The 22,313-nt window shown below is 56.8% G+C and carries 18 protein-coding genes, 4 tRNA genes and 1 pseudogene; 4 read left to right on the top strand and 19 right to left on the bottom strand.

Annotated elements, in window-relative coordinates:
- Positions 1-5 precede the first annotated feature (5 nt).
- Positions 6-833, top strand: a complete 828-nt coding sequence (locus tag CSQ86_RS02060; RefSeq protein WP_100493747.1) for a carbohydrate ABC transporter permease — start codon at positions 6-8, stop codon at positions 831-833.
- Positions 834-1,052: 219 nt separating this feature from the next.
- Positions 1,053-1,670 carry a TetR/AcrR family transcriptional regulator gene (locus CSQ86_RS02055; RefSeq protein WP_100493451.1) on the top strand — a complete coding sequence of 206 codons (618 nt, stop codon included), beginning with the start codon at positions 1,053-1,055 and terminating at the stop codon, positions 1,668-1,670.
- Between the two features lie 371 nt (positions 1,671-2,041).
- Here CSQ86_RS02055 and CSQ86_RS09880 read toward each other — a convergent pair.
- Positions 2,042-2,422, bottom strand: a pseudogene (locus CSQ86_RS09880) (transposase); the annotation flags it as partial.
- 277 nt (positions 2,423-2,699) lie between these two features.
- Here CSQ86_RS09880 and glgX point away from each other — a divergent pair.
- Positions 2,700-5,375: a glycogen debranching protein GlgX gene (glgX, locus tag CSQ86_RS02050; protein WP_100493450.1), complete on the top strand. Its 2,676-nt coding sequence runs from the start codon at positions 2,700-2,702 to the stop codon at positions 5,373-5,375.
- A gap of 107 nt (positions 5,376-5,482) precedes the next feature.
- Here glgX and rpsI read toward each other — a convergent pair whose 3' ends face one another.
- The 9 genes from rpsI to CSQ86_RS02005 all read right to left on the bottom strand — a co-directional run bounded on the left by rpsI (position 5,483) and on the right by CSQ86_RS02005 (position 14,278).
- Positions 5,483-5,974 (bottom strand): 30S ribosomal protein S9, encoded by a 492-nt coding sequence (gene rpsI, locus CSQ86_RS02045; protein ID WP_034534726.1) that lies wholly within the window; start codon positions 5,972-5,974, stop codon positions 5,483-5,485.
- A 22-nt stretch (positions 5,975-5,996) separates the two neighbouring features.
- The gene (gene rplM / locus CSQ86_RS02040; protein ID WP_033890532.1) at positions 5,997-6,446 is read right to left on the bottom strand and encodes a 50S ribosomal protein L13; all 450 of its coding nucleotides are present in this window, start codon (positions 6,444-6,446) and stop codon (positions 5,997-5,999) included.
- Between the two features lie 415 nt (positions 6,447-6,861).
- Entirely contained in the window at positions 6,862-9,027 is a 2,166-nt protein-coding gene (gene malQ / locus CSQ86_RS02035) for a 4-alpha-glucanotransferase (protein ID WP_100493449.1), read from the bottom strand.
- Between the two features lie 105 nt (positions 9,028-9,132).
- Positions 9,133-9,786, bottom strand: a complete 654-nt coding sequence (locus tag CSQ86_RS02030; protein ID WP_100493448.1) for an AbrB family transcriptional regulator — start codon at positions 9,784-9,786, stop codon at positions 9,133-9,135.
- 21 nt (positions 9,787-9,807) lie between these two features.
- Entirely contained in the window at positions 9,808-10,452 is a 645-nt protein-coding gene (locus CSQ86_RS02025; RefSeq protein WP_100493447.1) for an IMPACT family protein, read from the bottom strand.
- A gap of 19 nt (positions 10,453-10,471) precedes the next feature.
- The gene (locus CSQ86_RS02020; protein WP_100493446.1) at positions 10,472-11,491 is read right to left on the bottom strand and encodes a D-2-hydroxyacid dehydrogenase family protein; all 1,020 of its coding nucleotides are present in this window, start codon (positions 11,489-11,491) and stop codon (positions 10,472-10,474) included.
- 47 nt (positions 11,492-11,538) lie between these two features.
- The gene (locus CSQ86_RS02015; protein WP_100493445.1) at positions 11,539-12,885 is read right to left on the bottom strand and encodes a CapA family protein; all 1,347 of its coding nucleotides are present in this window, start codon (positions 12,883-12,885) and stop codon (positions 11,539-11,541) included.
- Positions 12,886-13,175: 290 nt separating this feature from the next.
- Positions 13,176-13,262, bottom strand: a tRNA-Ser gene (locus CSQ86_RS02010).
- Positions 13,263-13,330: 68 nt separating this feature from the next.
- Complete coding sequence (locus tag CSQ86_RS02005) at positions 13,331-14,278, bottom strand: EamA family transporter (protein ID WP_100493444.1); 948 nt, start codon at positions 14,276-14,278, stop codon at positions 13,331-13,333.
- A gap of 155 nt (positions 14,279-14,433) precedes the next feature.
- Between CSQ86_RS02005 and dinB the strand changes: the two genes are divergently transcribed.
- Entirely contained in the window at positions 14,434-15,708 is a 1,275-nt protein-coding gene (dinB, locus tag CSQ86_RS02000; RefSeq protein ID WP_100493443.1) for a DNA polymerase IV, read from the top strand.
- Positions 15,709-15,748: 40 nt separating this feature from the next.
- Here dinB and dapC read toward each other — a convergent pair whose 3' ends face one another.
- The 9 genes from dapC to CSQ86_RS01955 form a co-directional block, all read right to left on the bottom strand.
- Positions 15,749-16,954: a succinyldiaminopimelate transaminase gene (dapC, locus tag CSQ86_RS01995; RefSeq protein WP_100493442.1), complete on the bottom strand. Its 1,206-nt coding sequence runs from the start codon at positions 16,952-16,954 to the stop codon at positions 15,749-15,751.
- 99 nt (positions 16,955-17,053) lie between these two features.
- Positions 17,054-17,374 (bottom strand): ferredoxin, encoded by a 321-nt coding sequence (gene fdxA / locus CSQ86_RS01990; RefSeq protein WP_100493441.1) that lies wholly within the window; start codon positions 17,372-17,374, stop codon positions 17,054-17,056.
- Positions 17,375-17,495: 121 nt separating this feature from the next.
- On the bottom strand, positions 17,496-19,022 hold the full coding sequence (locus CSQ86_RS01985; protein WP_100493440.1) for an amino acid permease: 1,527 nt from the start codon (positions 19,020-19,022) through the stop codon (positions 17,496-17,498).
- Positions 19,023-19,131: 109 nt separating this feature from the next.
- The gene (locus tag CSQ86_RS01980; protein WP_100493439.1) at positions 19,132-20,361 is read right to left on the bottom strand and encodes a UDP-N-acetylmuramate dehydrogenase; all 1,230 of its coding nucleotides are present in this window, start codon (positions 20,359-20,361) and stop codon (positions 19,132-19,134) included.
- 181 nt (positions 20,362-20,542) lie between these two features.
- The gene (gene rpmG / locus CSQ86_RS01975) at positions 20,543-20,710 is read right to left on the bottom strand and encodes a 50S ribosomal protein L33 (RefSeq protein ID WP_007053013.1); all 168 of its coding nucleotides are present in this window, start codon (positions 20,708-20,710) and stop codon (positions 20,543-20,545) included.
- A gap of 62 nt (positions 20,711-20,772) precedes the next feature.
- Positions 20,773-20,846 (bottom strand) — tRNA-Met (locus tag CSQ86_RS01970).
- Positions 20,847-20,850: 4 nt separating this feature from the next.
- Positions 20,851-20,922 (bottom strand) — tRNA-Thr (locus tag CSQ86_RS01965).
- Between the two features lies 1 nt (position 20,923).
- Positions 20,924-21,005: transfer RNA gene (locus tag CSQ86_RS01960), tRNA-Tyr, on the bottom strand.
- A 189-nt stretch (positions 21,006-21,194) separates the two neighbouring features.
- A complete protein-coding gene (locus tag CSQ86_RS01955; RefSeq protein ID WP_100493438.1) occupies positions 21,195-22,274 on the bottom strand; it encodes a histidinol-phosphate transaminase in 1,080 nt (359 codons plus the stop codon).
- Positions 22,275-22,313 lie beyond the last annotated feature (39 nt).

Here is a 22,313-nt window from a genome sequence, read left to right as displayed (position 1 = left end):
CAATCATGATCCGTATCAATAATAAGCAATACAACATCATCGGGGGTCTGCTCGGATGGATTTGGCTTGCTATCGTAATTATTCCGATTTATTATATCGTCATTACCTCTCTACGCAGCCAAGGCGACATCTTTACGGCCAATCCCCTATCCCTCCCCCGCCCGACACTTGGAGCATATCAACGGGTCTTTGCCAACAATTTCCTCTTGTATGTCAGCAACTCCGTTTTCGTCACAATCATGACCGTAACCATTATTCTTGTTGCCTCATTCATGGTGTCCTACATGATTGTGCGACGCAGCGATGCATTCTCCCGAACCGTCTATAAGCTCATCATCACTGGTCTCGCCATCCCGATGCAGGCCACCATCATCCCTGTCTATTACATCATCATTCATATCGGACTCTACGACACTCTATGGGCCATCATACTGCCTAGCGCCGCATTCGCCATTCCAATCAGCGTAATGATACTAGTCAATTTCCTGAGAGACGTACCTCAATCTCTCTTTGAGGCCATGAGTGTGGACGGTGCCACAGAATTCCAGACCATGATCAAACTTGCTCTGCCGATGGTCAAACCTGCACTCATCACCGTCCTAATCTACGACGCGCTCAATGTTTGGAATGGGTTCCTCTTCCCGCTCATTCTCACCCAAAGCGCATCCAACCGGGTCATCCCCCTCAGTCTGTGGCTTTTCCAAGGACAATTCACCGTCGACATTCCAGGAATCCTCGCAGCTGTCGTCATTAGCGTTCTGCCGATCCTGACCGCTTACATTTTCGGTCGCAGACAAATGATTGCAGGACTCACCGCAGGCTTCGGCAAGTAAACAATCAATTCATTACCCGATATGCGGATGCCTGAACATATAATCTCAGGCATCCGCATATTGCTTCCAACAATCAAAAGATCGACAGCGGAACAATGTCATAGCAGTGCTTAAATCAGCAACAAGCCTCCTCCGGCATTTGATGGCCCATATATTGATATATATTAAAATAGGGATAAGCCATAAATCCCACACATAGAAGGACATTCTGATAACAATATGCCCAAGGAATTGCGTTCCCGCATGAATCGAGAACAACGACGGCAAAGTATCCTGCAAGCGGCGACCTCATTGGTCGCCCAATACGGCTATTGGGGCCTCACGTTACGTGACGTGGCGCGCGAAGCACACATCACTGAGACCGGCGTTCTATATCATTTCAAAGACAAGGAACGTCTGCTGCTCGCTATAGTTGAATACAATGACGACATCGTCGGACGAGCCATCGGCCAACAACTCGGCGTGATAGGAGACATCGATTACCGTTTAGGCATTGCCGTGCAACATCCCATCACTATGCGCGACCTGTCGATCGCCACAGCAAGCGTAAACAAGAATCGTCCGGAATTTGTTCGCCTGTATACCATGCTTCAAGCCGAATCGCTTGCCACTGACCATCCGGCACATGAGTTTTTTGCCGACCGAGAACGCCGCGTATTGAATGAATACGCAATAGCATGCGAGCGCGACGACGTTGACAATCCACAAGCGGTGGCTCGTGAGGTGCTCTCGGCCATGGATGGATTGCAAATCCGATGGCTGCATAACATCGAGAGTATGGATTTTCTTAAGGAATGGACGCGATTTATTAATCGCTTGATTCCATTAAAGAATTAATCAACTCTTTATGGAGAAAGATCTAGGATAATGGCCGGTATCTTAGAATACATCGATTCTCACTCATCCTTGTGGCAAGTAATCAGTTCGCTTCGCGTATGGCCCCACCTGACTGAGACATGTCGAGGTAACGGCACGTTATTTGCTAGAAGCGACATACAGATTTGCGCACCGTTGAGCATGAGCGATTCCGACACCCAGGAACAATCCGACCAGCACGCGTGCGTTGCTGAACCTCGCAGTTGAGCCGTCCTATCATGCTGTTTGCGCGGATGCACCGTCTATGCTCGCGAGAACAGTCATCAAACCAGGTAGGTGGTAATCTCGTCGGTACCCTCAAACATGCGCTTCGAGGTCTCACCGGACTTTCACAATTCCACATAGATGCGCTTAAGTTTGTCGAAGAGCGTCTGCGAAGACATGCTCCCACAACAACCGATTGACGTCGTCGACCTGACACGTGGAGACGCCGATCAGATACATATCGATCAAAGCTTCCTCAACACTTTCTTTATTGCACCGGTAACGTTCTGTGACGACTGACCCGAATACCACGTCCTTCAAGTTTGGGTGTCTTTAAACCCATTTTGCCGACCTTGAAGGTCAAATCACGCTCGTAATGTGGCAGCACGAACGCCTTCCTCACCTCGCTACGCTCGTAGCGGGCAGCTCCTATGATTTCTCATCCCAGGGGCGTCGAACATTGCATTCAGCATCTCCTCGACTGTCTTCTTGTTTATCCGTTTCAACATGGTCTGATCGATTTGTAGAATCTGCTACGGCATGGATCATGCCCGCGCTTCCAATCGCGGCTTCGTATGTTTGACGACCGAAAAACCACACACAGGACATGGATCATATTCACCTCCAACTCGGAATAAAGTGACAAAAACTCAGTAGTTATACATGTGTATGTGTCAAACAATCGAACCGTTGTTCTCCAACAACTCAACGCAACATGGTCTTCCTTCTCGCGATACTCGCTAACCTATAGTTAGCCATGCGCATACCCACACCTACAATGGGTGTATGAGAAATCCACCGTTGCATCGTTATGCCACTCGCCCAGGTTTGTACTTCACTGATGACGGTGGCGCGGACGTCGTTGTCCGCTCGGAAACCGCCGATCAGGTTTGGCTGTGCGTGCTTGAGCCAATTGATAAGCCCAGTGCGTTCTTCCAGGATTCGATTCGTTTATTCTCCGACCCGAATACCTCGTTTATTCAGCAGATTCACGAATTCCCGGTCTGCACACGCATCCTTGAACACCTCTATCTGCGTGAAACGCTATTTCGCATGACCGGCCCCAACTATGGGCTGTGGTATGTGCACCTGCCCAAGGCCTGGGACGGCATGCAATACGGCTACCGCGTAGATGGCGCATGGGATCCAAAACATGGTGTGCGATTCAACCCATACAAGTTCCTGCTCGACCCATATAGCAAGGGCATTGAAGGCTCCATGGATCTGGACCCAGCCGCCTTCTCCTATGAATGCACCGTCAAGGATCGCAAGGTCATCGGCTCGGCCTATGGCACGATGAGCACCATCGATTCATTGGGTCATGTGCCGGTGTCAGTGGCCATCGATGATCGTGATGTGCACAAGCATGAAGGTGACCCGGACCATCCGCATGTACCGTGGCGTAAGACCGTGATCTATGAGATGCATGTCAAAGGCTTCACCGCCAATGCTCCTTGGCTGCCCGAGGAACTTCGCGGCACCTACGCCGGCCTGGCGCACCCTATTACCTTGGCTTATCTGCAAAACCTGGGCGTCACCTCCATCGAACTGCTGCCGATCCAAGCCAAGCAGGACGAATTGTTCCTGCAAGAGCATGGCCGCAAGAACTACTGGGGGTACTCCACCCTGAGCTACTTCTCCCCCGAACCCTCCTACGCCACCAAAGCGGCGCAGGAGAAGGGTGCCACGGCTGTGCGGCAGGAAGTCATCAACATGGTGCGCGCACTGCATGAGGCCGGTTTTGAGGTGATTATGGATGTGGTGTACAACCACACCTGCGAAGGCGGAGTGGAAGGTCCGACCGTCTGCTGGCGCGGCTTGGATGATCTGGCCTACTACCGCCATCAGAAGTCGAACGCCGGACGTTTGGAAGATACCACCGGCTGCGGCAACACATTCGACTTCACCAACACCCATGTGGTGACGTTCGCCATCGATTCACTTCGATACTGGGCCAAGCGCATCGGCATCGACGGTTTCCGCTTCGATTTGGGTGTGACTCTGGCCCGCTTGAACGGCGAGTTCACCCAGCACCACCCGTTCCTGTATGCCTTGCGCTCCGATCTGCTGCTCGGCAATCTGAAGCTCATCATGGAGCCTTGGGATCTGGGCAATCTCGGCTGGCGTACAGGTCAGTTCGGCATTCCGTTCGCCGAGTGGAACGATCGTTTCCGCGACACCGCCCGCACGTTCTGGCTTGAGGATGTGGACGGCAGTGCGGATTATGGCCGTACCAGCCTGCAGGAGATGGCCACACGTTTGTGCGGGTCCGCTGATCTGTTTGCCACCGATCCCGGCCGCGGCGCCACTGCATCCATCAATTTCGTGGCCTGTCATGACGGTTTCACTCTCACCGACTTGACGCGATACCGCACCAAGCATAATGAGGCCAACGGGGAGCATAACAACGATGGCTCTTCGAACAACCATTCCGCCAACTTCGGCGTTGAAGGCATCACGAATGAGCCGGAGATCATCGCGGCCCGCGAACAGGCGGCCATGAATCTGACCGGCACCATGCTCCTATCACTCGGCACTCCGATGATGCTTGCCGGCGATGAGTTCCGCAATACGCAGGACGGCAACAACAACGCCTACTGCCAGGACAATAATCTGACTTGGCTCAACTGGGATTGGCTGTATTCGCCACATAAGACCCGTGAAATGCGCCGACTGGAAACAGTTTCCCAGCTGGTCTCTCTTCGCAAGTCGCTTGATCTCTACCATCATGAGGACTTCTTCACGAGGCTTACGCAGCTTGGTCTGCTTAAGCCTTCCAGTCGTGTGAAATGGTTCCTGCCGGATGGTTCCTCACCAGTGGAGCGCGATTGGTTCGATCTCGGCATCCGCAGCTTCACGATGCGTCTGTTGTCCAATACCGAAGTGGATGTGTGCATCGTGGTCAACGGCGTGGCCGAGAACCGTGACTTCCATCTGCCTGATGACAGCACGTGGGTTCCCAAGTGGTGCTCCGCGGAGGTCAATGGCATGTGGCCTGGGCAGGGTGGCCATGTGATGGCGGATCAGGATTCGGAAGACATCAGCGTCTGGATGCAGCACGTACAGAACGCTGATGCGACGGTACGCAGGCTTGCCGAGGAGGCTCGGGCCAAAGCGGCTGCCGAACCAGTAGAGAGCGCAAAGTCCACTGACCAAGTACGAACCGTACAGTCACATACCACGCAACTGAGCGATGAGGAATCCACAGTGACTGCTGAATTCCCCGCGGTCAAACGGGCCCATGCAACTGCCGCCAAAGAGAAGACCACAGCAGATAAGGCCGCGATGGATGCGGAACAGCTGCTGCGTGTCACCGAGGCGCTCAATGCAGTCGGACAGTCAGCCGCGGCAATCCTCAATGACGATGCTGTCAATGCTACGGATGCAGACGAGACCACGGCCGCCAATGTGTGGACCATGCCAGCGCTGAGCATCACGCTGATGAAGCAGGTTCAGCACTAGGGGACTCAGCCAAATCCGGTGCAGCGCATATCGACACATACCAAAGAACCCCTCGCGGTAATCCACGAGGGGTTCTTTGTGCTCGGTAGAAACAGTTCGAAGCGAAATTAACGCTTGGAGAACTGCGGTGCGCGACGTGCCTTGTGCAGACCGGCCTTCTTGCGCTCCACGACACGGGAGTCGCGGGTCAGGAAGCCAGCCTTCTTCAGGGTTGCGCGGTTGGCGTCACGATCGATGGCGTTCAGAGCGCGGGCAACGCCGAGACGGATGGCGCCGGCCTGGCCGGTGGTGCCGCCGCCGTCAACGAGGACGATAGCGTCGAACTTGCCTTCGAGCTTGAGCAGAACGATCGGGGAGTTGACCTCACGCTGCAGCAGCTTGGAGGGGAAGTACTCCTCCAGAGTGCGGCCGTTGATGGTCCACTTGCCGGTGCCCGGAACCAGACGAACACGGGCGACAGCTTCCTTACGGCGACCGGTGCCGTAGCCCGGCTCGATAGCGGAAGTGCCGGTGCCAGCGCCAGCGTTGGTTTCGGTGGTGTAGTTGGTGAGCTCCTCTTCGGTCTCGACAACCTGGGAGTCGTTGGTGTTTTCAGCCATGATATCTATCTCCTCTCAGGTTTCACTTGGCCTGCTGCGAGATCTGAGCGATCTCGAAGGTCTTCGGCTGCTGCGGGGTGTGCGGATGCTCGGCACCGCGGAAGACGCGGAGACGATCAAGCTGCACCTTTGCCAGACGGTTCTTCGGCAGCATGCCCTTGACAGCGGCCTTGATGATGCGCTCAGGGTTGTTCTCAAGCAGCTCGGCGTAGGAGTCACGACGCAGACCGCCGGGACGACCGGAGTGAGAGTAAAGTTCCTTGCCCATCTTGTTGCCGGTGAGAGCGATCTTGTCGGCGTTGATGACGATGACGTAATCGCCGAGATCAGCGTGCGGAGCGTAGGTCGGCTTGTTCTTGCCGCGCAGCAGGGTTGCAACCTGGGAGGCAAGACGGCCCAGCACCACGTCGGTGGCGTCGACGATGTACCAGTCGTGAGTCAGATCAGCTGGCTTCGGAGTGAAAGTTTTCACTGGAGTACCTTTTCTATATATTGTGTTCCGGGTCTCGGCTGCCTGGCGTGGTTTGGTTAGGACCGCATCCAAAAAGCTTTGAACCTCATTATCCGTGGGCTCCCTGAAAGTCCTCGATGGCGAGTGGGATAGCGCTTTGAAGGACCCCTTAGGGAAACACAACAATCCACTAGTATATCGCCACTGCTGACATTTCACACGCCGGCCGCAATACGCACTTACATGCACCTATTTCAAGCCGCTCATAAACCGTGACTGTAGGTTTTTCAACGTTTTCCGTTCAAAAACCTGCAGTCAACGTTCAGATTCCTACAGTCAGTGTTCAAAACCCTACAGTCAGACAATAATGCCGACGCCGTGGTCGGCGCCGGCAAGAAGGGAATACCCAGAGGAAGAACACCCTGAGTATTGTGGCTTAGTTATTGAAAATCTGTGCGAACCGCTGTGCGCCCGGGGTATCGAATACTGATTCGAGCGGAACCACATTGCCCTTGGCATCGGCCAATGGAATACGCCAGTTCGGGTATTCGTTATTGGTGCCAGGCTGGTTCTGTGCACGCTTCTCCCCCACCGCATCGGTGATGGAAGCGGCGAAGAGCTTGCAAGGCGCATCCTTCAGCGCACGATAGAGCGCATCAACGATCTCGGACTCATGAGCCACGCGGTCTTCGGCGGAGGCGGCATCCAGATAACCTTGATCAACCAGCATGGAAATCATGGCGTCCTGTTCGGCCTTGGCCGAAGCCTCAAACTCCTCTGCCGGGCCGGTGAGCAGGCCAAGCCGTTCACGAATCTTGACATGCTCATATTCAAGGTACCCTGCAGCCGGCGGCAAATCATGCGTATTCACCGAGGCCAGCGCGTAGGGACGATACTCGGACGGTTTGCGGAACACACCATCGCGCTGCTCGAACCATTCCACTGCGCAACCCAGAATGCCGTGGCTGGCCAGAGAATCAGCCACATGCTCCGGAACCACACCCAAATCCTCACCGACGACCACGCCACCTGCGCGAGAGGCTTCGATAGCCAGAATGCCCAGCATGATGTCCGAGTCGTAATACACATAGGCACCATCCACGGCGGAGTGCCCTTCCGGAATCCACCACAAACGGAACAGACCCAGAATGTGATCTATGCGCACGGCACCGGCACGTGCGAACATGTCGTGCACCATATTGCGATAGGTCTGGTAGCCAGTGGCTTCAAGATCAAGCGGGCTCAGCGGCGGCTGACTCCAATTCTGCCCCTGCTGGTTGAACATATCCGGCGGAGCGCCGACCGTGGCACCCTTGGCGAATCGTTCAGGGTTCCACCACACATCGGCACCGTAAGGATGCACGCCCACGGCCATGTCGGACATGATGCCGATGCGCATGCCGGCATCCTTGGCTGCCTGTTGGGCGGCGGCAAGCTGTTCCACGGCGATCCACTCAAGCCAACGATAGAAGTCCAGCGTATCCGGGAACTGATCCTTCAGATTGGCGATCTGCGTGGAATCGCGGTTCAGCGCCTGTTCCCAACCGTTCTTATCGGCAGTGGGAGCACCCCACTTGTCGTAGCACAGGCACCAAGTGGCGTATGCCTCCAGATCGGAGCCGCTGTTGGCCTTGAACTGGTCGAACTCGGCCTGGCGCTGCGCGCTGCGACCCGCCTTGAAGATGATCCACAGCGCATGCATCTTGCTGCGCCACATGGCGTCGCGATCAATCAGCTGCGAATCACCATTCAACGGATCCACGTCGGAGTGAAGTGCGTCCACCTGATTCTTGGCATCCTCAGGAAGCTCCGCATATTCAGCAACCGATTCAGGGCGAATATAGGTGAAGTTGACGAGTCGACGGCTAACCGGCAAATACGGTGAAGGAGTGAGAGGAGAAACCGGTTCGGCGGCATGCACCGGGTTAATGAGAATGAAATCAGCCCCGGTCTTCCTCTTGGCGTCGACCAGCATCGTCTTCAGATCTTCGTAATCGCCTACGCCCCAGGATCCGGAAGAACGAATCGAATACAGTTGAGCCATCCAGCCCCACAGGCTGCCGTTCTTCATCGGGTCGAGCAGATCGACCTTGCTTGGGGCGCTGATCAGCGTGGCGTCCTGTGTACGCCCGCCTACGGTGACATGCAGTTTGTGATACCCAACCGGCAAATCCGCCGGAATAATCAGCGCGGCCGTGGAAACGAACCGGTCACCAAGGTCGAATGCCTGCGAACCGTCTCCCGGGCCAACCTCAATCACACCCTCGTACATCTCGCCGTTTTCCAGTGTGATAGTGGCACTCGGGGCCTCCAAGATACCGGTGTTGACCAGCACATGGTCTTCCACACCGGCCGTATGCAGCACGGTCGGCGCAACCAGCCTGGAATAGCGTTCTTTCAGGATGCGGCGAATCGCGGCATCCTGACTGTCTTCGTCACGGGCTTCAATGCCCAGAGCAGCAAGTACCTCGATTAGGACTTCATCGTCGATTTCATGGTAATCGTGGCTCATACCCATGTAACTGGTGCCGATGCCAACGAGCTTGGCAAGACGAATCAGCGGGCGAGCCAATCGCTCCTCATTCTCAGTATTCTCACTCATAGCCTCAGTCTAACGCCCCTTATGCACGCAACGCTGTAACGTAAACGACTCAATTGGTCGAATTTTCCTATTGTTCAATAGGCAATGCCATGAGGTGGCGAAAAACTAGCGCTGGGTGAGAGCGTTGCGAACCTCTTGCGAAGGGTCGTTCGCCAATTTCTGCAGCATGCTTTGAGAGGTATTCGGGTTCAACGCCACCGCCCTGCGCACCATCGAAGCAAGCACGGCAGGGGCTCCTTCTTCACGCTCAGTGCCAAGGGAACCAAGGTAGTCAAGCGTCTCGGCATCAGCCGTAGGGTCCTGGGCACCTTCAAGACGCATCTTCCAGCTCGTACGCTTATTGCGCAAGGCATGATCGCGCACTGCCGGCACAGGGTCCTTGGTCAGTCGGCCTACCAGCCAGTTCTTATCGTCCTCATTGGCCGCCACGGCTTGACGAACCGATGCCTCAGGATCTTCGGACAGCTTGACCAGCACATTTGGGAACGGCATGGTGGTGGCCAGGAACACACGGTCTTCGACCGGGGTATGACGATTACCGGCCACGGCCTCCAACAATGCGGTGGCACGGGAGAACGCCGCCTGATTGGCTCGATCCGGCAACGGCCTGCGTGCGAATTCCGAAAGTTCGGCGGAATCGGTGGAATGACGCAATCGTTCATAGGCCACGGTCAGCGGCTCGAAACCTTTCGCTTCCGTCGTCGCGGAATCATCGACTGCTGCGGCAGGCTGCTGTTCGTTCTCGTTCTGGTCAGTCATAGTTCTCCAGCTTAGCGGTGCTCAGTTTTCTACAGGCACGGGAATGTTGACGCGATCCAAAGGGTCGGGAACCACCGCCGCATTGAACGCCTCACGTACATGGTTTTCGAATCGATCGGTAAGTTCGAGCGGCACCACAGCAGTCAATTCCACATTCATGGTGTAGTTCTCGTCTTCCTGTCTGCCGCCAACCTGAACCAACAGCTGCTGGAATCGGGCAAGCTGCGGGTATTCAAGCCTCACACGGTAGCGTTGCGCGGTCATGATACGAGCCACTTGCGCAGCCTTCATGGCCAGTGAAGCCGCGGAAGAATAGGCACGAACCAGGCCACCCGAGCCCAGCAGTATGCCGCCGAAATAACGGGTCACCGCCACTACGCAATCGGTGGTGCCGGATTGCTTGAGCACATCAAGAATCGGCTTGCCCGCGGTCCCGGACGGCTCACCGTCATCGCTCATACGTTCGGAAAGCCGCCCATCGGCACCGCCGCATACAGCCGCATACGCCACATGGCGCGCTTTGGGATGCCGCTCGCGAATGGTGTTGACGAACGCGATGGCTTCTTCAAGCGTGGCTACGTGCGCGGCGTCCCCGATGAACTCGGACTTTTTCTCGACCAGCGCATCATGCGCGGGAGTCTCAGGCGTGTTGAGAATCGTCTGCATAGGCGTCCGCATCCAGGCATCATCCGCGTTCGGAGACGACGACGTTGTAGTCCTCTCCGGCGAAGTATGCGGTAAGGCATTGAATCATCTGGCGTGTGAGCTCTTTGAACGCACCATCGGTACGCCAGCCGACATGAGGGGTGAGCACAACGCCGGGTACATGGCAGATGGGATCGTCAGCGGCCAGCGGTTCATGATCGAACACATCCAATCCCGCGGGAATATCGCCTTTGCCCAGGCGGGCGAGCAAAGCCCCGGATTCGATGACTTCCGAACGCGCGGTGTTGATGAACAACGTACCAGGCCTCAAATGCTCCAGGTTCTCAGCGGTGACGATGCCTCGCGTGGCATCGTTCAGCGGCAAGTGCACGGAGACCACATCGCTGCCAGCGATCAGTTCGTTCAGATCATCGACAGGATGCGCACCAGTGCGCGCAAAATGCTCGGCCGGCACATGCGAATTCCACGCGCTGACCTCCATGCCGAACGCCTTCGCGATACCGGCCACGGTGGAACCGATGCCGCCGAGACCAATAATGCCCAGCTTGCGGCCGGCCAACTGCAGACCATCGCCACCTGCCCATGCCCAGTTACCGGCTTTCACGTCGGCATCCAGCTGACCAGTGCGGCGAACGAGCTCAAGCATCAGCGCGAACGTGTGTTCGGCCACGGCATGATCGCCATAATGTTCGGCATTGCAGACGCGGATCTTCAGCGTGCGCGCAAGATCCAGATTGATATAGCTGGCCACGCCGGTGCCGCAGAATACGATGCATTTGATACGGCTGCGCTCGCCCAGCGTATGCAACAAATCATCCGAGATATGGTAACCACCCACGAGCAGGGCATCAGCATCGGCGACGCGTTCGGCGAGCACCGATTCATCCGAGGTGAATTCCTCGAACATGCGCACGCGAGCCACGTCGCGCAATGCAGGGAACTGGGCTTTGATGGGCTCAATCATCGACTGCAATACGGAGGGCATGACAACCAACGGCAAATCAGTGCGTTCAGGCTGCGTTTCATAGATCTCGGTCATGGCAACCACATTAGGCTGTCCGTGGGAAAATCAAGTGGATTCGGCCGCTATTCCTGTGTGATGTTCCACTCACGCACCACGTTCTGGTCCGCTCCCATCGAGTAGATGACATTCCATATACGCTGGCGCACTTGGGCATCCTGCGTTTCGGACCAACATGTGCCTATCGGATGGTCGCTCGAAATCGGGCACCATCGGTATGTGCCCTGCTGTTGGTTCGCGGTCGGCAACCAGTCGATGCGGTTCACGCGCCAAGACCCCTTGACCCCTTTCTTGCCTGCGAATTGGACGCGTGCGGTGACACCCTGATTGTTCACGATGGTTGCGGCGGAGGCGCTTTCCGTAACCGCGTTGCCAAGACCATAGATGATCCACGTGCCGTTATAGTTCTCGATGGGCTGCGCACAATGGCATCCGGCACCGTAGATCACGTCGAATGCGCCGGTATCCGCAAGCTCATGAGCCTCAGTGACCTGCCAGGAGTCAGCATAATCGATGTATTCCACGACCGAATGCATTGCGATGGCCACGATATCGGCACCTTGCTCACGTGCTTTGTTGGCCTTATCGACAGCACGCTGAATATCACTGGCATGATGAGGATCATCCGTGTCGCGCAGTCGGTCAACACGCCAGTCGGCATCCGCGACCTCACCGTTGAGCGACACTGTTCCTGCAATCAAGCCAAGCTTGCCGCCGCCAGTCGGAGAATCGATGACCAACGGCTGCATGGAGTCCTCTTCGGTTTTATAGGAACCGGTCTGCGCAATGCCATCAGCCGCCAATGTATCCCATAGGCGAGCGATGCCATCCGCACCTTGATCCCATGAATGATTGGTCGCATGCGTGCAGGCGTTGTAGCCCACGTTGCGGGCGGCATCCGCCACCTCAGGAGGAACGTTGAAAATCGGGTAAGCGGAATATGGGCCACCCCGCTGGGCAATTGGGGTCTCGAAATTGCATACGGCGATATCCGACGCCTGGATATATTGCTTCATCGGCTCGAAAAGCGGGTCGAAGTTGAATGCGGTGCCGTCCGTGGCACTGGTGTTGGCACCACGGAATTGGTTCCATAAACCTTCATGGAACAACAAATCGCCATTGACCAATAGTGCGATGCAATCCTGATCCGGGCAATCCGGGGAATTGCCATGATGCTCGGCAACCGGGGTCGGAGCATGCTGCGATTTGCTGAGTTCTTTGCCTGAGGCAGCGGAATCGGCAATAGACCATTGGCCCGCGTTTTCTTGTGCCGCATTACGGTGCTGAATACCGAACCACAGTCCGATGCCCAGCGCAATAGCCAATGCGAAAATGAAGACGACGACCGCGGCAACGCGCTCGCCACCTGACCGAGTTCCCCTATGTTGCCCTTGACCTCTGATATGGCCCATGACTTTCTGCCTTACACATCGTTGTTGGACTTCTCTCATGGCCAGAATATGACATATTCGGGTCAAATGATGGTCTTTTCCCGTCGTGCCGTTTTTCTGCTGCTATTAGAATGACATTCGGAGACGGGCGGACAATGGCGTACCTCCGGCTCCGCTACATAACGGATCACCGGTTGTAGCGGATTTCGGCTCCGCCCTTTTCACATTGTTCTCATGCACTCTCGCATAAATCAGCAGCTCGAAAACACAAAAAACCCGGGTTCCATATGGAGGAATCCCGGGATATTCGGCGGAGTCAGAGGGATTCGAACCCTCGAGCCGCTTACGCGACTAACACCTTAGCAGGGTGCCCCTATCGGCCACTCAGGCATGACTCCACGTTGCACGTTGAGCGCAACAGCACATTACTGTATCACGAACTGCGGATACGGCGTGCCGCGCGTGGTCATTTACCTTTCGCCGGCGCCGCATCGCCAGAGAAGGTGACGATAACTGCGAAGATGACCAATGCCACGCCAATCAGTTCTCCAACACCTGGAATCTCACCGAAAACGAGACCCACCGCCACAGCTACAGCCGGGTTAATGGACTGCATCACGGAAAAAGCGCCTGACGTGGTGCGGCGCAATGTAATCTGCTCCACCACATATGGAATGAACGATGCCATCAACGAAATAGTGAACAATAGCGCCAGAAGCTTGAACGAGCCGCCAGGCTCCAGAGCCCATGTCGCATCCGATTTCGGCCAAATCACATGTTCCACAGCCGGAACGCCAAGGAATAGCGATTGCACAATCCAGCCAATGGTCACAGCGATGCACAGGTTGTCCAGAGAGTTACCGCCGGCGGCGACGCGCCGCCCGGTGACGATATACACACCCCACATCGAACCGCCGATAAGAATCGCGATCAGACCGATAAGGAAGCTGCCACTGCCGGCCGGATCCGATAGTGAAATACCGGCGAGCAATACCACACCGACTGCGGCGATGCCGATGCCCAGCCGTTCACGCCAACTCCGTCCGGTAATCACCGCCACCGAAAGCGGTCCGATGAACTCGATGGATACGGCAATGCCCATATCCATATTGCTGATGGCTACGTAAAACATCGTGTTCATCAGCACCAATGCACATCCGAGCAGCACCACAAGCCCCCAACTGCGAGCGCTGCGTTTGAACAGCCGGTCTCGCTTGGCACGCTGCCAAGGCCTGCGCCAGGCGAGCAACAGTAGAGTCATGAATCCAACGCGATACCACACGGAATACAACGGGTCGAGCTGGGTGAATGCCAACTTGGCAATGGCCGTGGCCGTATAGATGACCAACGCCTCACCAATCACGATAAGCACCACAGGAACACGATTGAGGATATTGACCACTGCCTTCTTCATAGACCTCACGCTACACGCAGAGTCGGGACACTGCTGCGCTCGCATGGACTGTGCCACGATGTGAACGCAACAATGGAATTCAGCCTTTTATGCACACATAGTGAACGCCATTCAGGCAATCGTTCACGACGCCGCGTAGGCCTACAATACATGGCATGAGTACTGCACCGAGGCTGGCCGCCGCCAAACGCGATTGGGGCCATGACGAGACCGGCTGCACGGTGCTGCATATCGATATGGACGCGTTTTATGCCTCACTGGAGGTGGCGCGCAATCCACAGCTCAAGGGCAAGCCGGTAATCATCGGTACCGGTCCGCGTTCAGTAGTATCTGCCGCAAGCTATGAAGCACGACGCTACGGCATCAATTCGGCCATGCCTTCGGCCCGGGCACGACAGCTGTGTCCGAACGGGATTTTTCTGCCGGTGGATATGCGCTATTACCGTATGATGTCGCATCGCATTATGCACGAGGTGTTTTTAACCATCACGGACCGCTTCGAGCAGGTCTCGGTGGATGAAGGCTATATGGATGTGTCCAGCGCGCTGTTGCAATGGGGTAGACCGAGCGCGATTGGCGCTTGGATTCGCGAGCAGGTCTCGCAACGCTTCCATGTGACGTGCTCGGTTGGTATAGCCGCTAATAAATTGGTGGCCAAGATGGCTTCCACGAACGCCAAGCCTGATGGCATGCTGCTGATTCCCGTTACCCGGTCCGCTGAATTCGTGCAGATGATGCCGCTGCGCGGCATTCCGGGCATTGGCCCCTCGCTGGAGAAGCGGTTGAACGCCTGGGGCGTGACTTCGGTGGCTGAGTTAGCCAGTATGGATGAAAAGGCTCTTACGCGCGCCACCGGTTCCGCAGTGGCTGCGCGTGGATTATGGGCGGCCTCACATGGATTGGATCTGCGCCAGGTTACCCCCGTGCGCGAGGAGAAATCCATTGGTTCCGAACGCACGCTGCTGAAGGACACGCGTAACATGCGTGTGGTGTGCGATCTACTGCGCTCGGCTTGCGATGAAGTTGCCGGCACATTGCGACGTAAAGGATTGGTGGCGCGCACGCTTACGGTCAAGCTGCGGTTCGCGGACTTGAGCTACCAGACCCGTTCATTCACGATGGAATGTCCGACCGATACCGCTGGCGTGCTCTATCCCGAGTGCGTGCGACAGTTGAAAATCATGCTGGGCATGCCGATTGCAGCCGAACCAAGTCAGCCTCTGCCGAAGCTGATTCGCTTGGCCGGCATGAGCACCTCCTCGCTGAGCGAAGCGAAAAACACCGCAGTGCAGCCATCCTTGGATGACATGCTTGAGGAGAGCAGTAATGCTCACGGCAGTACCGCGCAGACTCGGCGGCATGATGCCGAAGCCGCGCTCGACGCGGTACGCCGTAAATTCGGCAACAGCGCAGTGAAATTCGGAGCATAAACGAATCAAGTACAAGCTGACATTCGCGGCAGATCATAGGTCAAGCCGCAAGCCGCTTGCAGGCCTCCCGGATGGCTTCGTCGGTGGCGGTGGCGGAGAAACGCAAGTATGCGGGAGCGCCATAGAACTCACCGGGGCTTGGAATAATGCCGATTTTGGCCAGCTCGGCCATATCAGCCCAGCAATCGCCGGACTTGGCTTTCACCCACACATAGAGCGCACCGGCAGGCATGCGTACGGAATCATACCCATATGCTTTCAGCGCTTCGACCAATGCCGCCAAACGGTTCCGATAACGAGTCCACTGCTGATGCACGGCGGCAGTATCGCGCAAACCTGCAGCCATGGCAGCCTGCACCGGTCCTGGAATGATCTCACCGATCTGCTTGCGATATTCACTCATTTCACGCACCAGACGGTAGTCACCGGCAATCAGAGCGGTACGATAGCCGGCCATATTCGACTGCTTGGAAAGCGAATACAGCACCAGGACGCCATCTGCCGAACCCTCGCAGACCTGCGGGCTCAAAGCGCACGGCGTAGCAGATAAAGCAAACGACCGGCCTGCCGCGGCCGGCTCATTGGATTCCGGTTCCGCACTCGCACAAGTGCCATCCGCAGACGAGCGGACCGAGCGCCAGTCCATCAGCGCATAGCATTCGTCCGAAAGCACGACTGCGCCGATGCGGCGAGCGGCGGCGACGATATCAGCCAGCCAATCCGCACCAATCACTTCACCCGTGGGGTTACATGGCGAGTTGACCCAAATGGCTTTGACATTCGGCACATTGGCCCAGGAATCCACATCGGTCACATCATCGACTTTGAGCACAGTGGCTCCGGCCAACTGGGTGCCGATTTCATAGGTCGGGTATGAGACCTTGGGCTGTACAACCACGTCTCCCGGGCCAAGATGCAGCAGGCTGGCCATTAGCGCCACGGCTTCTTTGGATCCGACGGTGGGCACGACAGCCGCATTGATGGACTTCAGATCCACGCCGCGCATGGTACGGAACCAATCATTGATGGCGGTTTTCAGATTTGCGGTACCAGCGGTGACCGGATAGCCATGCGCATTGGGGGCATCCGCCGCGGCGATCAGCGCCTGCTGTACGCTGGCGGGCACGGGGTCCACGGGAGAGCCGACCGATAGATCGACCATGCCGCCGGGCACGGTTTTCGCCGTGGCCTTATAGCCAGCGATACGAGACCAGTCGTACGGGGAGGAATATGCATGGAAGCCCATAGAAACCCTTTCTTCACAGTGCTGTTCCTAAGATACGACGAACCCCCGGCCATCGCGGTCGGGGGTTCGCAATGTGTGAATCAGCGTTCACTTAATAATTCACTGATTCTGCGGAGGCAGGGCAGCCACCTGCTCAGGATCCTTGCCAATCGGCCCATGGGCGGAAGCGCCACCCAAATCGCCGACCTCAGCGAAGAAGCTAACAGCGGCATCCTTGTACCACGCCCACTCGTCAGGCAAATCATCTTCATAGAAGATGGCTTCGGTGGGGCACACCGGTTCGCATGCGCCGCAGTCAACGCATTCGTTCGGATTGATGTACAGGGAACGAGAGCCTTCGTAAATGCAGTCGACCGGGCACTCGTCCACACAGGCCTTGTCCTTAACATCCACGCAAGGCTGAGCAACAACGTATGGCATGGAATCCTCCTTGGAAATAACGCTGTGTCAATTCTAGGCTCGCGGCCGGACGCTTGACACAACGTATTCCCCGTACTTTACGGTACTTTTCGCGCGAAAAGTACGCTAGATAGCTGGAAGTTCAGCCGTTGATGGCCTTATCGGTCTCAGCGGACAGCTTGTCGGTCAAATCACCGGTGCCCAAGCGTGCATGCCAGTAACCATAGCCGAAGTAAATGGCGAAGCCTACCACCAGCCATACGATGAAACGAATCCACGTGAGCACGGTGAGGTTCAGCATGAGCCACAGATTCGCCAGACCAATCAGAATCGGCACCCACGGGTTGCCCGGAATCTTGAAGGCACGCGGCAAATCAGGGCGCTTCTTACGCATGATTGGAATGGAGATGGCCACCAGTGTGAAGGCGGACAGCGTACCGATATTCACCATATCGGAAAGCACACCGATATCGAACAGGGCGGCGACCAAAGCCACCACAACGCCTACGGCGATCTGCAGACCTGCCGGGGTGCCATGCTTACCGGTCTTGGACAGGCCGCGAGGCAGCAGGCCGTCACGACTCATGGCGAAGACGATGCGGGTCAAGCCGAGCAACAGCACCATCACCACGGTGGCGAGGCCCAACACAATGCCGAAGCTGATAATCTTGGCGGCCCAGTTGGCGCCGACCAGTTCGAACGCGGTGGCGAGCGACGGGCTATCCTGCTGGGCGAGTTCCTTGTAAGAGACCATGCCGGTGGTCACGATGGCCACGAGCATGTACATGATGATGATCAGAGCCATGCCCACGCCGATGCCGAGCGGCACGTTCTTATGCGGATCCTTGGTCTCTTCGGAAGCGGTGGCCACCACATCAAAGCCGATGAAAGCGAAGAACACAAGTGCCGCACCGGACAGGATGCCGGGCACACCATAGATGGACGGCACCATGCCGGTGGCCCACTGCCACAGCGGCTGGCCCATCACGCCGGAGACTGCCGTGGAGCTATCGATGCTGGAGGCCGGTTCGGCCGGCGGCACGAATGGAGTGAAGTTGGAGGCCTTGACGTAGAAGAAGCCGACGATCACCACGAAGAACACGATGGCGATCTTGAGCACGGTCATCGCGCCATCCACACGGGCACCAATCTTGGTACCGAACACGAGCAGGGTGGTGAAGAACGCCACGATGATGATCGGTGCCACATCGATGTGGAAGGAGCCGAACGTCAGATTAGTGTTAGCGTTCCAGCCCATAAGCCGCATGAAGTCGTTCAGGTAGACGCCCCAGTATTTGGAGATCACGGAACCGGCCATGAGCATCTCCAGAATCAGATCCCAGCCGATGATCCATGCCATCAGCTCGCCCACCGTGGTGTAGGTGAAGGTGTAGGCGGAACCGGCCACCGGAATCATCGAAGCGAATTCGGCGTAGCACATCACGGCTGCGCCGCATACGATGCCAGCAATAAGGAAGCTGATAATCACGGCCGGGCCAGCATGGAAGGCGGCGGCCTGCGCGCCTACGGAGAAGATGCCTGCGCCAACGGCCACAGCCACACCCATAATGGACAGATCCCACCAAGTCAGGTTGCGCTTGAGCTTGCGGCCCTCTTCACCTGTTTCGGCAATGGTCTGTTCGACGGATTTCGTACGGAACAGTTGCATAAAGCCTTCTCTTTTCTCTAAAGCGCACCTGAGCACGCAAAAACATCGAAAAACGAGTATAGAAGAGGCCCTGTGACTTGTCTATTACCTATCGGTAACTTCCCTGCGTCTACTCCCCCAGCACACCTACGCATACTGGTTCTGGAATGAGCTCGATGCCGAACGCGTCACGCACACGCTGCTGCACTGTGCGAGCGAGCCGCTCGATATCCTTGGCTGTCGCCTTTCCGCGATTGGTAAGCGCCAGTGTGTGTTGTGTGGATAGGCTGGCCGGCGCATCAGCAGCGACGGCGAATCCCTTGTGGCATCCGGCATGGTCAATCAGCCAGGCGGCGGATGTCTTGACGCCCGGCTCACCGTTCGGCAGCACGGCTTCGAAACGTGGTGCATCTTCCGGCAGATTCGCAGCCTGATTGGCCGGAAGAATCGGATTCATGAAGAACGAACCGCAGCTGTGACGATTGTAGTCAGGGGCAGGCAGACCATCTTCAGTCGGTTCGATGCCAGATGCGTCATTGCGCGCAGACAAGCGCTGCAAATCGGCCAGGATATTGTTTTCACGCTTGGCATCGGCCATCGCGGGCAACGCATAACGCGTAGGGTCCTCAAGCATGCCTTTGGCCGCGCGCACCTTGAGCACCGCTTCACGGATTTCCTTGGTGTCCATGCGATCGCCGACTTCAACGCCAAGCGCCTTGGCAAGCTGGCCGTAGCCCACCGTGCCTTGGGCAGAGTGAGTGAGCGCGAATGTCACGGAGAGCACCACATAACGCGGCGTAGGGAAGAATTCCTGCGCAGGAACTCCGGGAGCCTGATACATGCTGGCCTTGAGTGCTGAGTAACGATACCCGAAATGAAGATCGTCCGGCGTCAGGTCGCGCGTGGTCTTGGTCTCGCGGTCCCAGACTTCCACGGATTCCACCGAGGTGGCGACTTCCTGACCATATGCGCCAATGTTCTGCACCACCGATGCGCCCACCGTGCCGGGAATGCCGGAGAGGCCTTCGACGCCTTCGAGCCCGATTTCCACGGTGAAGGCCACGAAATCATCCCAGTTGGCACCGGCCTCGGCATTCACATGCACAGTGCGGTCCTGGCCTTCCACCGGAGCGGCTTCGTCCGGCACCGTGATGAGTCTGCGGGCGTCACGCACCACCACACCATTGAACGGCTCGTCGGCGATGAGCATATTTGAGCCTCCGCCAATCACCACCAACGGCAGACCCTTGGAATCGGCATCCTCCACAGCCTCGATCAGGCCGACACGCGTGGTCGGTTCAATAAAATGGGCGATTTCGCCACCCACGCCCATGGTGGTGATGTCTGCAAAGCTAGTCATGGTCCTCTATCCTAGTGGCTACGAACGCCGAAATACGGGCTGGAATGGACGCATCCGGCAATTCGAAGCGTCCAATAGGACTTTTTGCAGCCGAAAAACGTCCATTCCAGCCCGTATTTCGGCAATAGATACGAAAAAACCCAGCCACATGGACTGGGTTTTGAAGCTTGATGCTGTGCGATCAACGAGTCTCGCGGTGCACAGTCTGCTTGCCGCAGCGCGGGCAGAACTTCTTGAGCTCAAGACGATCTGGGGTGTTACGACGGTTCTTGGTCGTAATGTAGTTGCGCTCCTTGCACTCGGTGCAGGCCAGCGTGATGCCCGGACGGATGTCGGCGCTCTTAGCCATTCTCATTCACCTCTGTGTTTACTAGGTATAATTTGCGCCCACCGGTTAGCGGGCGCAGTTTGTAGCGAGGAAGAGGCTCGAACTCTTGACCTTACGATTATGAGTCGTACGCTCTAGCCAGCTGAGCTACCCCGCCAGAGAGCCCCGAGTGAGAATTGGACTCACGACCTCTTCCTTACCAAGGAAGTGCTCTACCACTGAGCTATCGGGGCGTGGCGGATAGTGGATTCGAACCACTGAAGCACGAAGCGGCTGATTTACAGTCAGCTCCCTTTGACCGCTTGGGAAATCCGCCAGTCTGTTTCCCGCTGCGGCGTTTGACCTCAACAGGCAACTCGGATATATAAACACATCTGGCGGACTCACGCAACTCTAAACACGTTTCGGCGTGTCGCACACGGACAGACTTCGTCTGACTGTGCATCTACGGGCCCGCCCGGCTTCCGCCGGGAGCCCGTCATCAGAGGGAGCCAAGGTCATAGCCTTAGAAGCCAGCGGCCTTGAGCTTGGCGCACACGTCGATGACCAGGTCGTTGGCCTCTACCTCACCGATGGAAATACGGATACCCTCACCGGAGAAGACACGCGTGGACAGGCCTGCGGCCAGGAACTGAGCGGCGGCTTCATCGGTCTTCTCCCCCAGAGGCAGCCAGAAGAAGTTCGCGTATGGCTCCGGGAAGTCCCATCCCTGTTCCTTCAGCGCAGCCACCACACGGTTGCGCTCGGAGATAATCGACTTCACACGGTCGGTCAGCTCGTCGTAGGCGTTGAGGCTGGCGAGCGCCGCGGTCTGAGCTACATCGGTCACGCCGAATGGCAGGGCCACCTTGCGCATACCATCGATTACATCCTCCGGAGCGATGCCGTAACCGATGCGCAGACCGGCCAGACCATAGGCCTTGGAGAAGGTGTGGGCCACCACTACGTTCGGGAATTCGCGGAAGAGATCCATGGCCACGGACGTATCCGCATCTGTGTTGAACTGGAAGTAGGCCTCGTCGAACAGTACCAGCACGTCGGAGGGCACGGCTTCCATCAGGCGGTGGGCGTCGGCTGCCGCCACGGACGTGGAGGTCGGGTTGTTCGGATTGTTGACGATTACCAGACGGGTCTTCCCGTTGACCGCATTGATCAGACCATCGATATCATGCGAGCCATCCGGCAGGTTCGGCACCTGCACGCTGGTGGCCCCAGCACCAGCCACGATAATCGGGTATGCCTCGAAGCTGCGCCACGGGTAGACGACTTCGTCGCCGGGGCCGGCCACGAGCTGAACCAGCTGGGTGATGACTTCAGTGGAGCCGCAGCCAAGCACGATGTTCTCCGGCTTGACGCCGATTTCCTCGGCCAAGCGCTCCACCACGGCCCAGCCACGCATATCAGGGTAACGGTTCAGATGCGGCAACGCATGGCCTTCGATGGCCTTGACCACGCTAGGCAGCGGATCAAACGCATTTTCATTGCTGGAAATCTTGAAGGAGCGCTGACCCTCAACCTTGGGGGCCGGCTTGCCTTGCTTGTAGGAGGGGATGGTATCGATAATGCTGCGATGTTTGAAACTCATGGCCCTATCCTATACCGTTTTTCTTATACACCGCTCAAA

It is taken from the genome of Bifidobacterium felsineum (assembly GCF_002802915.1).
In the GTDB taxonomy this organism is placed as follows: domain Bacteria; phylum Actinomycetota; class Actinomycetes; order Actinomycetales; family Bifidobacteriaceae; genus Bifidobacterium; species Bifidobacterium felsineum.
Note: the sequence above shows the minus strand (reverse complement) of the source record. Positions and strands in the feature narration are given on the sequence as shown.